General features: G+C 40.8%; 11 protein-coding genes and 1 pseudogene. 7 read left to right on the top strand and 5 right to left on the bottom strand.

What is annotated here, in order from left to right:
- Together DFO73_RS11890 and DFO73_RS11885 are read left to right on the top strand one after the other, a co-directional pair.
- Positions 1 to 1,092, top strand: coding sequence for a tartrate dehydrogenase (locus DFO73_RS11890; RefSeq protein ID WP_110064993.1), 1,092 nt, complete (start codon positions 1 to 3; stop codon positions 1,090 to 1,092).
- Between the two features lie 506 nt (positions 1,093 to 1,598).
- A complete protein-coding gene (locus DFO73_RS11885; RefSeq protein WP_110064992.1) occupies positions 1,599 to 3,149 on the top strand; it encodes a BCCT family transporter in 1,551 nt (516 codons plus the stop codon).
- A gap of 80 nt (positions 3,150 to 3,229) precedes the next feature.
- On the opposite strand, the gene DFO73_RS11880 is transcribed toward DFO73_RS11885, so the two are convergent.
- Entirely contained in the window at positions 3,230 to 4,216 is a 987-nt protein-coding gene (locus DFO73_RS11880) for a DMT family transporter (protein ID WP_258309425.1), read from the bottom strand.
- 182 nt (positions 4,217 to 4,398) lie between these two features.
- Between DFO73_RS11880 and DFO73_RS11875 the strand changes: the two genes are divergently transcribed.
- Entirely contained in the window at positions 4,399 to 4,881 is a 483-nt protein-coding gene (locus DFO73_RS11875; protein WP_110064990.1) for an Lrp/AsnC family transcriptional regulator, read from the top strand.
- Positions 4,882 to 5,017: 136 nt separating this feature from the next.
- Here DFO73_RS11875 and DFO73_RS11870 read toward each other — a convergent pair whose 3' ends face one another.
- Complete coding sequence (locus DFO73_RS11870; protein WP_110064989.1) at positions 5,018 to 5,920, bottom strand: branched-chain amino acid transaminase; 903 nt, start codon at positions 5,918 to 5,920, stop codon at positions 5,018 to 5,020.
- Positions 5,921 to 6,188: 268 nt separating this feature from the next.
- Between DFO73_RS11870 and DFO73_RS11865 the strand changes: the two are divergent.
- Together DFO73_RS11865 and DFO73_RS11860 are read left to right on the top strand one after the other, a co-directional pair.
- Positions 6,189 to 6,469: pseudogene (locus tag DFO73_RS11865) on the top strand (IS3-like element ISBth8 family transposase); the annotation flags it as partial.
- A 178-nt stretch (positions 6,470 to 6,647) separates the two neighbouring features.
- Positions 6,648 to 7,871, top strand: a complete 1,224-nt coding sequence (locus DFO73_RS11860) for a YeeE/YedE family protein (protein WP_110065060.1) — start codon at positions 6,648 to 6,650, stop codon at positions 7,869 to 7,871.
- 205 nt (positions 7,872 to 8,076) lie between these two features.
- Here DFO73_RS11860 and DFO73_RS11855 read toward each other — a convergent pair whose 3' ends face one another.
- On the bottom strand, positions 8,077 to 8,586 hold the full coding sequence (locus DFO73_RS11855; RefSeq protein WP_110064988.1) for a GNAT family N-acetyltransferase: 510 nt from the start codon (positions 8,584 to 8,586) through the stop codon (positions 8,077 to 8,079).
- Between the two features lie 78 nt (positions 8,587 to 8,664).
- Between DFO73_RS11855 and DFO73_RS11850 the strand changes: the two genes are divergently transcribed.
- Complete coding sequence (locus DFO73_RS11850; RefSeq protein ID WP_110064987.1) at positions 8,665 to 9,273, top strand: YitT family protein; 609 nt, start codon at positions 8,665 to 8,667, stop codon at positions 9,271 to 9,273.
- Positions 9,274 to 9,848: 575 nt separating this feature from the next.
- Here the strand turns inward: DFO73_RS11850 and DFO73_RS11845 are convergent.
- Positions 9,849 to 10,316 (bottom strand): FixH family protein, encoded by a 468-nt coding sequence (locus DFO73_RS11845; RefSeq protein ID WP_258309424.1) that lies wholly within the window; start codon positions 10,314 to 10,316, stop codon positions 9,849 to 9,851.
- A gap of 25 nt (positions 10,317 to 10,341) precedes the next feature.
- The gene (locus DFO73_RS11840) at positions 10,342 to 11,715 is read right to left on the bottom strand and encodes a PepSY-associated TM helix domain-containing protein (RefSeq protein ID WP_110064985.1); all 1,374 of its coding nucleotides are present in this window, start codon (positions 11,713 to 11,715) and stop codon (positions 10,342 to 10,344) included.
- Positions 11,716 to 11,906: 191 nt separating this feature from the next.
- Here DFO73_RS11840 and DFO73_RS11835 point away from each other — a divergent pair, with 191 nt between their 5' ends.
- On the top strand, positions 11,907 to 12,302 hold the full coding sequence (locus DFO73_RS11835; RefSeq protein ID WP_110064984.1) for an MmcQ/YjbR family DNA-binding protein: 396 nt from the start codon (positions 11,907 to 11,909) through the stop codon (positions 12,300 to 12,302).
- Positions 12,303 to 12,641 lie beyond the last annotated feature (339 nt).

The raw sequence follows: 12,641 nt of genomic DNA, 5'->3' as shown, positions 1-12,641 counted from the left end.
ATGAAAAATTATAAGATTGCTGTTATCGCAGGTGATGGAATCGGACCTGAAGTGATTGGCGAAGGGGTCAAAGTACTGAATAAAGTGGCAGCGATGGATTCTGGTTTCCGCTTTGATTTCACTTATTTCCCATGGGGCTGTGAATTTTATGCGAAGCATGGAAAAATGATGGATGAAAGCGGCATGGATCTATTGAAGGAGTTTGATGCCATTTACTTGGGGGCGGTCGGGTTTCCCGGCGTCCCTGACCATATCTCTTTATGGGATCTGCTTTTAAGAATCCGCAAAGAGTTTGATCAATATGTGAATGTCCGGCCTGTACAATTGCTGAAAGGGGCGAAAACTTCCTTAGTGGATGTAAAACGGGAAGACATCAATATGCTATTCATCAGGGAAAATAGTGAAGGTGAATATTCCGGTGCGGGTGAATGGCTGTTTAAGGGGCAGCAAAATGAAATTGTCCTGCAAAACAGTGTATTTTCCCGAAAAGGAACAGAAAGAATCATCCGGTATGCGTTTGAAGTAGCGCGTAAAGAAGGAAGGTCTCTTACAAGCATATCGAAAGCGAATGCATTAAATTACTCAATGGTTTTCTGGGATCAGGTTTTTGAAGAAATAAGCGCTGAGTACCCTGATGTGGAAACAGCCTCCTACCTGGTCGATGCCGCTGCCATGCTGATGGTTAAGGATCCAAAGAGATTTGAAGTAATCGTCACATCTAATTTATTTGGAGATATCTTAACAGATTTGGGGGCTGCTATTGCAGGAGGAATAGGGCTTGCAGCTGGTGCCAATATTAATCCTGAAAGAACATATCCTTCCATGTTTGAGCCTATTCACGGCTCTGCACCTGATATAGCCGGAAAGGGGATTGCCAACCCGCTAGCTTCCATTTGGTCTGCCAGCCAGATGCTGGACTTCTTCGGTTATGAAAGCTATGGGAAGCAAGTACTCGATGCAATGGAAGAGCTGCTGATAGAAAGCAGGATTCTTACGCCAGATATGGGAGGAACAGCTTCTACAAGCGAAGTGGCAGATCGAATCATTGACCTTATTGATACCCGTATTTCTGCGGGGAAAATAAATGTTTAAAAGTCAATAGATATCATAGGAAGAAGAAAGCTTCTTCCTATGGTATAGGTTGATTTTTCTCCTAATTCTTTTATACTTAACTTTTATTAGCAGGCTGCTTTAAACCTACTGTCACCTTATAAATGCTAGAATCTTGATGCACCGCGAAGTGACCGATAAATAGGAAAAAGTGACCGATAAAAGATAAATTTGACCGATATATCGAAAAAGTGGCCGATATAATTGAAATTTGACCGATAAAGCTGACATTGTGACCGATATGCCCCAACGAATCTATTAAATGATCAAAATAATAGTGAATAAAAGAAAAGGATCCTGAATTTGAAAAGGAAAGAGCACAATTTTTTACGCGCCAGTTCGATTTACCTTCCACGAGGCGGGTTCAATCGCAAAACGGCTCTCTAAAGTAAAGTCTCGGTGACTTTTGATTTCTTTTTTTTGGAGAAGGAGGAAACCGCTTACATTTAAAATCAGAAAATTCGATACTTGGAAAGGGAAGTGTTGGCATGAACGGTAAAAGAACTGTATTTTTTTCCTCGTTAGCTATAAGTTTGGTCTTAATAAGTATAGGGGTCTTTGCCCCAAAGCAAATGGAAAGCTTCTCAAATAACTCTCTGGAATTTATCTATAACAACCTGGGCTGGTTTATTCTTGGCAGTGTCTTTTTCTTCTTTGCTTTTTGTATGTATATTGGCCTCTCAAAGTTTGGGCATATTCGGTTAGGTGAAGACGATGATAGGCCGGAATACAAAACAGCAACATGGGTAGGGATGCTGTTTAGTGCATCTATTGGCATTAGTCTAGTATTTTGGGGTGTAGCGGAGCCGGTTTCATACTATATTGATCCTCCCTTCGGAAAAGGTTCTTCAGAAGAGTCCGCAAAGCTAGCGATGCAATTTGTTTACCTCCATTGGGGAGTCTCTGCTTGGGCGTGTTATGCAGTAGTAGGAGTTTCTTTGGCCTTTTTCCAATTCCGCAAAAAGCTCCCAGCATCTTTAAGTTCTGTTTTCTATCCTTTAATGGGCGACAAAATTAGAGGGCCTTTTGGTAAGCTGATCGATATTATGGTTATTCTTTCAATTGTTATTGGAATAGCAACTTCCCTTGGCTTTGGTACATTGCAAGTGAATAGCGGTATGAATTATCTATGGGGTATCCCAGTGGGCTTCTATTCTCAAATCGCTATTATTTTGGTTGTCAGTTTAATCTATGTGGGTTCAACGGTTTCCGGTCTTCATGGAGCTATGAAGAACCTCTCGAACCTGAATATGATACTGGCCTTTGCGTTATTGGCATTCATACTGTTTTTGGGGCCGACTCAATCCATATTAAAAATCTTTTTTCAGGGCATAGGGGATTATGCTCAAAATTTCATTGGGATGTCGTTTAGGACAGAACCCTATAGTGAGGGATCCTGGATTGCGAGCTGGACGCTGTTTTATTTTGGCTGGTGGATTGCCTGGGCTCCGCTTGTCGGCAGTTTCGTAGCCAGAATTTCAAAGGGAAGAACCATCAAAGAGTTTATGATCGGGGCTATCTTTATCCCTGTAATAGGAGCATTCTTCTGGTTTGCGGTGATGGGCGGATCAGCCATTGATCTGATCCAAAACATGGGGGAAACAGCTATTGCAACGGCAGTTTCTACAGACGTAACCTCTGCTTTGTTTAAGTTTTTTGAGTATTTTCCTATGAGTGTATTTCTAAGTATTTTAGCGATGGTGCTTGTACTCGTTTTCTTTATAACTTCTGCCAATTCAGCCGTTTTCGTATTAGGGATGATTAGTGAAAATGGAAATCCTAATCCATCTCACCCTACGAAAATAATATGGGGTGTTGTGATTGCAGCGGTTTCAGCTGTATTAATTATGACTGGCGGGTTGTCTGGGCTACAATCAGCGTTAGTTGCAACCTCTATTCCATTAGCTGTTCTAATGCTTGTCATGTGCTATTCAACCTATAAAGGGCTAAAAGATGAATTTAAAGCCATAGAAGAAAGCCGAAATCAAGAGGATCACATCGTTAATCTTCGAAAAAAAATCAAAACTAAAAAAGCATGAATTTAAAGCGATATTTATAAAGTAAAAGAAGAAGTACCTGTCTCTAGAAATTTTAGAGACAGGCACTTTTACGTCCTCTATTAGGACTCTTGTTTAACCGGTTTACCTGATAAAAATGGCGAAGGAACTTCTATTTTCTGCTTTTGGATTTTAGCCGGCTTGTGTTTAAGTATGGTAAATAAGAAGCAGCCTGCAATCACAATTACGCTGCCCGCAGCTTGAAGCCAGGTCATCTTTTCTCCTAAAAAAGCGAATGCTAAAACGGCTGTGAAGATAGGGTTGAAGTTTAAGAATAAACCTGAAGTATTTGGCCCCAGTTTTTTAACCCCAATGTTCCAAAGGACCATACATAAAACAGTTGAAATAAGGCCTGTATATAGAATAGATTGCAGGAAGGAAGCATTTACATCTGTTACAGTGAAATCTGAGATGTTAAACGGAAGAAGTACGAGAAGGCCGAAAATGCCAGAATATAAGATAGACATCATAGGTGTAACTGTTGCCATTGCCCATTTGCTGCAGACTGAATACATTCCCCACATGCCCACGGCTGCCAGCATATAGAGATCTCCCCTATTAAACTGCAATGAAACTAACAATTCCAAGTTTCCTTTTGAAAGGACAAGCAAAACACCAAATAATGAGACGAACATTGAAACGAACTGAAGTGAATGAATCTTTTCCTTTAGGAATAAAAAAGAGAATGCAGCAATTGAAAACATATTTAAGGTAGAGATTAAGCCAACGTTGGTTGCCGATGTTTTTTCCAGAGCCATGAATTGCATTGCCTGAAACAAGGCTACTCCGGTGATCCCCATTAAAAACATAGGTAAAATGGATTCCTTCGGGGGAATCAGCTTTTTTTCCTTCCACCAAACAAGCGGGATCAGGCAGATGATCGCGATTGACCATCTTAAAATGGTCAAAGTCCCAGGAGAAGCATGATCGACCAGTGTTTTCCCTACAATAAAATTCCCGCCCCAAAGAAAACTTGTTAAAAGCATTAAAAAATAATATTTCACGTCATTTAGCCCCTTTTCCTTTTGAATAAAGAAATAAAGAACCATTGTGCACAATGACATTATTTATATGAATTATTTTAACATTTTCCTTAATTAACAAAAGAACATTTTGTATAATTAGGTTAATTCAAAATAAATAAAAGTATTGTAGAAATTTAGTTTAAAAGATTCATTTTTAGATTATGGTTTGGCTGTTTTGTGGAATAATTGAAAAGGGCTGATGGATCGTGGAATCGATTGTAAGCAAGGTTTTGGACAATGTGGATATAAAAATTTTGGATTTCCTTCAAAAGGATGCACAACTTAGCAATCTTGAACTATCAAAGCGGGTCAATTTATCCGCGCCAGCCGTACACGCAAGAATCAAGCGATTGGAAACGGAAGGGTACATCAAAAAGCAGGTTGCCATTTTAAGCCATGAGAAACTGGGCTTTGATTTATTGTGTTTCGTGTTTATGAGCACCAATATGCACCAAGCTGAAAAACTGGAATCATTGGAAGAGACATTAGCATCGATGAAAGAAGTTTTGGAGTGTCATTGTTTGACAGGGGAGTATGATTATCTGTTAAAGGTAGCCTGCAAGGATCGCAAGGGACTGGAGCTATTTATAAGAAGGCTGAATGAACTGGGGATTACCAGGATTCAAACGAGCCTGGCTTTAAGGGAAATTAAGGATTCGACGGTGCTGCCGATACAGGGAGGTGAATAACGTTTATTAGCAATCAGCATAAAAGAAGAGAGTGCCAAATTGGCACCCTCGATTTGTCAGGCATAAAAAAAGTATTCCCAATAAAAACAGAGTGATCTGGCTTGATAGATTGAGTTGGAGGAAAAATACCCAGCCGCTAGTACACCGGTGTACAATATCCCAGGAAATTTGGGTTGTTTCCTCTAACGATATCATCATAAAAAAGCCGGAGATAGTTTGTAAAAGTGCCTTCCATGCCTTTTCCTATCATTCTATTATCAATATTTATTATAGGCTTGATACCTATGGCTGTGCCTGTAAAAAAAACTTCATCAGCTGAGTAAAGTTCAGCTCTTGATAAACTTTGTTCATAAACAGGGATTTTCAATACGTTTTTTGCTAATTGTATGACAGTATCCCGTGTGATTCCTGCCAGTATGTTATCAGAAATTGGCGGAGTAATCAATTTCCTGTTTTTTATAATAAAAATATTTTCCCCTGGTCCCTCACTTACATGCCCCCTATCTGTTAAGAGAATGGCTTCATCAAAACCATTCAAAATGGCTTCCGTAGTAGCTAAACCGGAATTTAAATAGCCGCCTGTAGACTTTGCCTGAGGGGGGATAATATTATTGCCCAAACGATTCCAGGAAGAAACAGAAACCTTTAAAGCCGGCTTCGGCTGATATTCTAATTTGGTGCAATACATACTTACACGATTAAATGGATCCAGCAAATCTGGTCCAATAATATTTGCCCCCTTAAAGCAAAGGGGGCGAATATAGACATCTTCCCGGAAGTTATTTTTTCTTAATAATTGAATTGTCCAAGCGATTAATTGGCTTATAGAATACGGGATAGAAATATGAAGAGAATGACCAGATTCATGGAATCGCTTAAAATGGTCATAGATTCGAAAAATAAACAATTGCTTTTGTCTTTCATTCCAAAAAGCCCTAATTCCCTCGATGCATCCCAATCCATAATTCAATCCTTTATTTCTTATACTAACCGAAACCTTTGATTCTTCTAATATTCTTCCCTGATCAAAGACATACATTTTATTTTTCTCCCATCAAATGTTATTACTTCATATTTATATCAAAAACCCGAAATTATTACATGTCCCCAGAGAAATAATGCTTTAGCAAAAGTGGGGAGTGATGCTTTTTTATTGGGGAGAAAAAATAACCTTAGAACAAAAGAGAATGAAACCAATTTTTGGCTACGTTTGAAGGCTGCCTATTCAGAGCAATGGGATTGGTCTGACTTTTTTTAAGGAAACCTGTGCTTACCGGTTATTTTAAAGAGGGGACAAGTAATAAAACGGAGAACCATTTGATGACCAGCGAGGGGCAATGGATAAGAAAAACTTCAATAGCTTAGAAGAAGAGAATGCCTATCTGATAGCGCAGGTGGAGTACTTAAAAAAGCGGAATCCAAATCTACTTGGGAAGGAATGGCCCTAAAAGCAGATCGATTTCAAATCATTGATAAATTAAGAGAAAAGTTCCCACTTGCGTGGTTTTTGAGAATAGGGGATGTTTCAAAAGCGGGTTATTGGCGCAGTACCAATCCTATTCGAAGGGTCCGTTTTGAAGAGAATATGTAATTCAATCGTACATAATTAGAATTTAACTCCCATACTTTACATTTTACAATATATAGTATAGAATAGTGCTTTAATCCGACTAATTAGATAAGAAAAGGAGTGAATCGGTTTGGATCAGGTAGAGTTAAAAGATAATGCTCCTCTTGAGTTAAAAAATCAGGCTGCCAAACAATGGATTTCTGCTCCAACTACTGTGGTGACGAACCTTAGTCCGGTACAGAAACCATTTGTTGCTGCTGGCCTTCTTGCGGCTATTATTTTGTTCATTTCTATTATAAATGCAGCTAACATGACTCAAGGAGTTCTGTTTATTATAGGTCTTGCGTTGGGAATTACTCTGCTTCATGCCCGTTTTGGATTTACATCTGCGTTTAGGCGCTTTGCGTCTGTAGGGAACGGGCAAGGCTTGCAGGCACATATGCTCATGCTAGCGGTTGCCTCAACATTATTTGCCATCATTTTAAGCACCGGCTTCAGTTTTACAGGAATGGAGCCTAAAGGATATGTTTCACCTGTAGGGGTGAGTGTCCTGGTTGGCTCATTCATGTTTGGGATCGGAATGCAGCTGGGGAATGGCTGTGCATCCGGTACATTGTATTCTGTAGGCGGAGGCCAATCCTCCATGATCCTGACACTGCTTGCCTTTATTGTGGGGTCCACTTTAGGTGCATACCATTTTTCATTCTGGATGGAGGAAACACCAGCATTACCGCCAATTTCTTTAGCTACTTCTACAGGACTGGGGTATGGCGGAGCATTGGTTCTGCAGCTTGCGTTGTTTGCGCTGATTTATTGGGTGACATTACAAATTGCGAAAAAGAAAAACGCACCAATGATGAAGGCTCTCCCGACCACAACCGGATGGAAAAAGATTTTGAGAGGTTCATGGCCATTGTTCGCTGCAGCCATTGTTTTAGCTGTATTGAACGCTTTAACATTAACCGTGCGCGGAACGCCATGGGGCATCACTTCCGGTTTTGCGCTATGGGGCGGCAAGGCTTTACTGGCGATGGGGATTGATGTAACATCCTGGGGGTATTTTTCATCAGATGCTAATATTGCAGCATTGAAAAATACTGTTCTGGCCGACTCTACAAGTGTCATGAACTTCGGCATCATCCTTGGCGCCTTTATTTCAGCGGCAGTACAAGGTAACTTCAAACCAGGAAAAATCAAGCCGGGCGTAGCAGGTGCTGCCATTGTTGGCGGTCTGCTTATGGGATATGGCGCACGCCTTGCATTCGGCTGCAATATTGGCGCTTACTTCGGCGGAATTGCCTCCTTCAGCTTACATGGCTGGGTATGGGCGATCATGGCAATGCTTGGAACTGGGGTTGCTCTGTTCATCCGTCCGCTATTTGGATTGAAGAACCCGAAGTCTACAGATTCGGTTTGTTAATGAAAAAATGCTTGGTACTTTCAAATGGGTACCAGGCATTTTTTTTGCCAAAATGTGGACTTAGCAAATAAATAAGGATATTAGCAAAGAAACTCCCTGAACTAGCAAACAAATCGAGAAATTAGCAAACAACGTGCTGAAACTAGCTAAGAAACGATTAAATTTAGAAAATATATCAAAAAAGGCTGGCTCCCCAGCCAGCTTTTTACGTTAAATCCAATTCAAAACAGAGTTCTTCCTGTTTTGTGTCTCCAAACCATTTTATTCCTTTGGCAGTCATGCCAATTTTGGATAAAACTTTTCCAGAAGCAGGATTGGCTGGATTAACAGCAGCGATAATTTTCTTAATGCCACGATTATTTTCTTTTAGGTCGGTAACACAGGCAGCTGCAGCCTCTGTCGCATAACCTTTTCCCCAGTAGTGCTGATTAAAATGATAGAGAAGTTCGGCTTCTTCTTCATTTTCTCCCGGGTTAAACCCGCAAACTCCAATGATGGCAGAGATATCTTTAAGCAAAACGGTATAAACTGAGTAGCCTTTTTCAGCCTGTAAATGCTCGTAAAATTCGATGGAGCGCTGAATACGTTCCTTTGTGCTGGCGCCGCCGCAGTATTTCATCACCTCAGCGCTGCCCCAAACCTGGGAAACAGCATCCAGGTCTTCGGGCTGCATCGTCTGGAATAGAAGGCGTGCTGTTTCAAAGCGGTATGTCATCCTATACACCTCACGCGGTTTCTTATTATATGAAAATATTATAAGATAGAGTGAGGAAAAACGTTAGGAGATTTCGTTATGGACGTATTCTACAAGTCTTTGATTCTAGGAATTGCGGCTGGGATCCAGGGGATTGCGATGACCTTTTTTTTGTTTCCGCATTTTATCCCATCTGGCGGCGCTGCGAGCTTAGCCGTTTTATTAAACTATTTATTGGACACGCCTTACTCGGTGACCTTATGGGTTCTGAATGCGAGTCTGTTGCTGTCAGCTGCCAAGTGGCTTGGAAAAAGCAGTGTATTCTGGACGTTGTTTTGTGTTTCCATTACATCGATTACGATTGATTCTCTTACTCCTCTAGTATCAGAGCCTCTGAATTCGGTACTTCTGGACCTTTTACTTGGAGCAATTGTGTTTGGGATAGGAGTTGGGATCTTATTTCGGATGGGTGCCTCTTCGGGGGGGATGGATATCCTCGCGTTAATCATTTCAAAAGCGAGAGGATGTGCTCCAGGCAGAACGTTATTTTACATAAATGGAAGCCTGTTATTGCTCACTGGGATTGTCGTGGACTGGAAGGTAATCATCTATGCGATTATCTGCCAGATGATCGGAACACGGATCATTGATTTCATTTATAAGATGGAATTTAACTTTAAGCTGGCAGAAAAACATAGAATTCATTGAAAAAGGCCGTTCAGAACGGCCTTTTTCTATGGGTTCCAACATTTTTGCCGAGCAATGCCATTTTTTATTCTTCTTTAAGTTAGGTCGGTGTCCGTTTTCGCCCTGCTTCAGATATATCGGTCACAATGTTAGGTTTATCGGTCAGATTTTTATTTTATCGGTCACTTTCTCAATATATCGGTCAGAATCTCATTTTATCGGTCAAAATTTCAATATATCGGTCACTTCGCGTCGTATCAACATTCCTGCAGTGGAACGCTGGAAATAGGAAAAAGATCTGCAGGTTTAAGCAACATTATTATCGAATGCTGGCAGCCACAAACAGAATGGCCTTCTGGCTTTGTGGATTCACATCCTCAACATAATTACTCACATTCTGCTCAACATTTATAATACCCCATATTTACAGCCTCCCTGATGGCAGTTTCCTGTAATCCTATGGGTAAGCTATTCATTTGGGGCTTGGTTCATTCTTATTCAGTTGAAAGGAAAAAAACACTATTCTAAAGGTATTTGAATCGAAAAATGCCTGTCCCTCTTGGATCAAGAGAAAACAGGCACTAAATTTTTTTGAATTAATGGTGGTGCTCCTGGCTATTTTCCTGCTTGCCTTCCCCTTTTTTAAGGAAGTCCTTATCATTTTCCGACAGCTCTCCAACAATAAACTGTTTTTGAGGCATGATCAGGCTACCCCCTTTTTGGGCATGTACTTTTATAAAATATAAACCTTCCTGGTCAAAGCTTTTGCTGATGCTGTATATGCCGCTGCCCTCGCTAATCGCTTCCTCCATGCCATATTGGAAAGAGCCATCCTGCTTCCAGATTTCGAAATGAACAAAATCGGCATGATCAGCGGGTTTGCCATTCTGTGTAAGAGTGGCTTTAATCGTTTCCTGTTCGCCGGCTGTATAAGTGTCCGGTGTGTGTATTTCAAGTTCTAGTGGAGTTTCCTGTTTGTATAGCTCCGCTGCATTCTCATCTAAGGAGCAGGCACTCAGCAGCAATAGCACTGGCAAAAATGAAAGCACAATATATTTTTTCACGGCATTACACCTTCTATCGTAAAAATTAAGCATTCAAGAACCTCTTCAACGCAGGAATTCTCCGGATGATGAATAAATCGATAATCAAAACAGCGATTATCGTTAAGCCGACTAATGGGAATAAAATCCCCAGGCCGATTAACAGAAGGAAGAATCCTTTTGTGTTTTTATAGCCCGACGCTTTAGGCGCACCCATTTCTTTATTCGGCTTTCGCTTCAGCCATAGATAAAATCCGCTTACGGCAACAAGGATGATTCCTAAACAAATCAGGAGACTGATGAATTGGTTCATCAGGCCGAATTGTGTCCCTTTGTGAAGGGTAATGCCCCAGGCAACCACTTTGCCGATCCATCCATAGTTTTCATATCGATAATCGGTCAAAACCGCACCTGTAAACTGGTCGATATGCATCGTGATTTCATCCTGTGCTTTAGGCGGGAAAGCGGAAAGAGTATACACACCCGTTTTATCCTGAGGAATATAGATTGAATAACTTGGGTGAACGCCTTCGCGGTCTGCAATGGATACCACATCATCAATCGGGAGCCGGATGAATCCCTGAATGTCTGAAACAGGCAAGTCCAGATTTTCGGCTGCCCATGGAACATCGGCGATGTCTTTAGTCTTGATTGTCGATTCAGGAGCACTTCCTACCCAGACAGAAGGGGGATAACCTTCTCCAGAATTGGTCGCAATCGATTGGAAATTAGTTCCCCAAAAACCTGACCAAGGAAGACCTGTCATAATTAAAAATAGCATTCCTGCAGTGACCCAAAAGGCAGGCACAGCATGCAAATCTCGTCTGAAAGTTTTCTTCCCTTTATTCAAGCGCGGGAAAAGAACACCAGATATGGTTTGCTTTTTTTTGGGAAACCACAAATAAAGGCCTGTTACAATGAGGACAACTGCCCAGCAGGCGGCCAGTTCAACAATACGGTCTCCGAGCGTACCAGCCATCAGTTCACCATGAAGTTCTTCAATCTTATCCATAATCCGTTCTTCGCTATTTAATTCCCCGAGTGTTTCGCCAGTATAAGGATTGATAAAAACGGTAAGGGATTCATTATTGGAAAGGATACTGACCTCACTTGAACGGTCGGCACTCTCGCCAGGGCGGTAAGCAGTCACTGCTGCATCCGGATATAGCTTCTTCATTTCTTCAATTTGCTGGGAAGCGGGAATCTTTTCACCTTGAGGAGTCACCTCGTAGTAGTCCTGAAAAAGGACTCCCTCGATTTGCGGCTTAAATAAATAGATTGCTCCTGTTACCGCCAGAATAAAAAGAAATGGCGCAAAGATAATGCCTGCATAAAAATGCCATCTCCAAACTGTTCTATACAGAGCAGTGTTAGGCTGCTGCGGTTTCTGTATTTCAGTCATTTCTTTAACCGTTTCCATGTTATCAAAGCTCCTCTTTGTCAATCTTCTTTCAAATCTTAAAAGAGGAATGTGAAAAATGAATGAAGTTTTGAAAGAAATTATTTGGCAGAAATCTGCAATAACCGCCAGAATCTATCTTTTCTATACAAGGGTTTTTAAAACTCGTGTTGAATATTGACACTTAAGAACAGGCAAGGGAGTTTTTTTGTATGATTCATAAACAGTTACAATCACAAAAGAGCAAGGAAATCCTGTCAAAGGTAAGGGAGATTGCCAATGGCTTTCCTGAAACTGTGGAACAGATTGATAAATTTGGCCATACTTCATTTCGGGTAAAAGATAAGCCTTTTGTTATTTTGGGTGAAAACGAAGAGGGCATTCTGTCCATTGCCATGAAAACATCAAAAGAAACGCAGGAATTTTTATTGCAGGAAGGCAGCCGTTTTTTCAAGACACCTTATATCGGGCAACATGGCTGGATTTCCATTTTTGGGGATCATGAATTAGAGTGGAATGAGATAGAAGGTTTGATAAAAGAAGCTTATTTGCGGACAGCTCCTAAATCCATCCTGAAAAGCTTGAAAATGGAGAATCCCTCATCCTAGCAGCGGGAGACCCAGACGAATCGTCCGGTTTCATGCTAAAGAATGGGTGCAGCCAATCCGCCTATTAATAAAAGGATAGAGCTTGATAGCAGGGCGATTTTAGCGGAACGGCTTGATTTGTGAAAAAGTCTGATAAACATTCTCTACACCTCACTTTTTACTTGATGATTATTAGTACGATTTCAGTTTCAAAAAGATTCATGGAATGCTCGGAGAAAGATTCTCTGGGCATTTTTTTGTGGAAGCTGATCTCGATATACTTTCCATTCTCTCTTTATGAACGAATTCCTTTAATCCACCATTGCCATTATCCAAAATTAGATAGGGATATTTAGTTTT

Source organism: Cytobacillus oceanisediminis (assembly GCF_003182355.1).
Lineage (GTDB): Bacteria > Bacillota > Bacilli > Bacillales > Cytobacillaceae > Cytobacillus > Cytobacillus oceanisediminis_A.
Note: the sequence above shows the minus strand (reverse complement) of the source record. Positions and strands in the feature narration are given on the sequence as shown.

Coding starts and splice junctions, on each gene's coding strand:
- DFO73_RS11890 (WP_110064993.1), top strand. CDS start 1: ATGAAAAATTATAAGATTGCTGTTATCGCAGGTGATGGAATCGGACCT.
- DFO73_RS11885 (WP_110064992.1), top strand. CDS start 1,599: ATGAACGGTAAAAGAACTGTATTTTTTTCCTCGTTAGCTATAAGTTTG.
- DFO73_RS11880 (WP_258309425.1), bottom strand. CDS start 4,216: ATGGTTCTTTATTTCTTTATTCAAAAGGAAAAGGGGCTAAATGACGTG.
- DFO73_RS11870 (WP_110064989.1), bottom strand. CDS start 5,920: ATGTATGTCTTTGATCAGGGAAGAATATTAGAAGAATCAAAGGTTTCG.
- DFO73_RS11855 (WP_110064988.1), bottom strand. CDS start 8,586: ATGACATACCGCTTTGAAACAGCACGCCTTCTATTCCAGACGATGCAG.
- DFO73_RS11850 (WP_110064987.1), top strand. CDS start 8,665: ATGGACGTATTCTACAAGTCTTTGATTCTAGGAATTGCGGCTGGGATC.
- DFO73_RS11840 (WP_110064985.1), bottom strand. CDS start 11,715: ATGGAAACGGTTAAAGAAATGACTGAAATACAGAAACCGCAGCAGCCT.
- DFO73_RS11835 (WP_110064984.1), top strand. CDS start 11,907: ATGATTCATAAACAGTTACAATCACAAAAGAGCAAGGAAATCCTGTCA.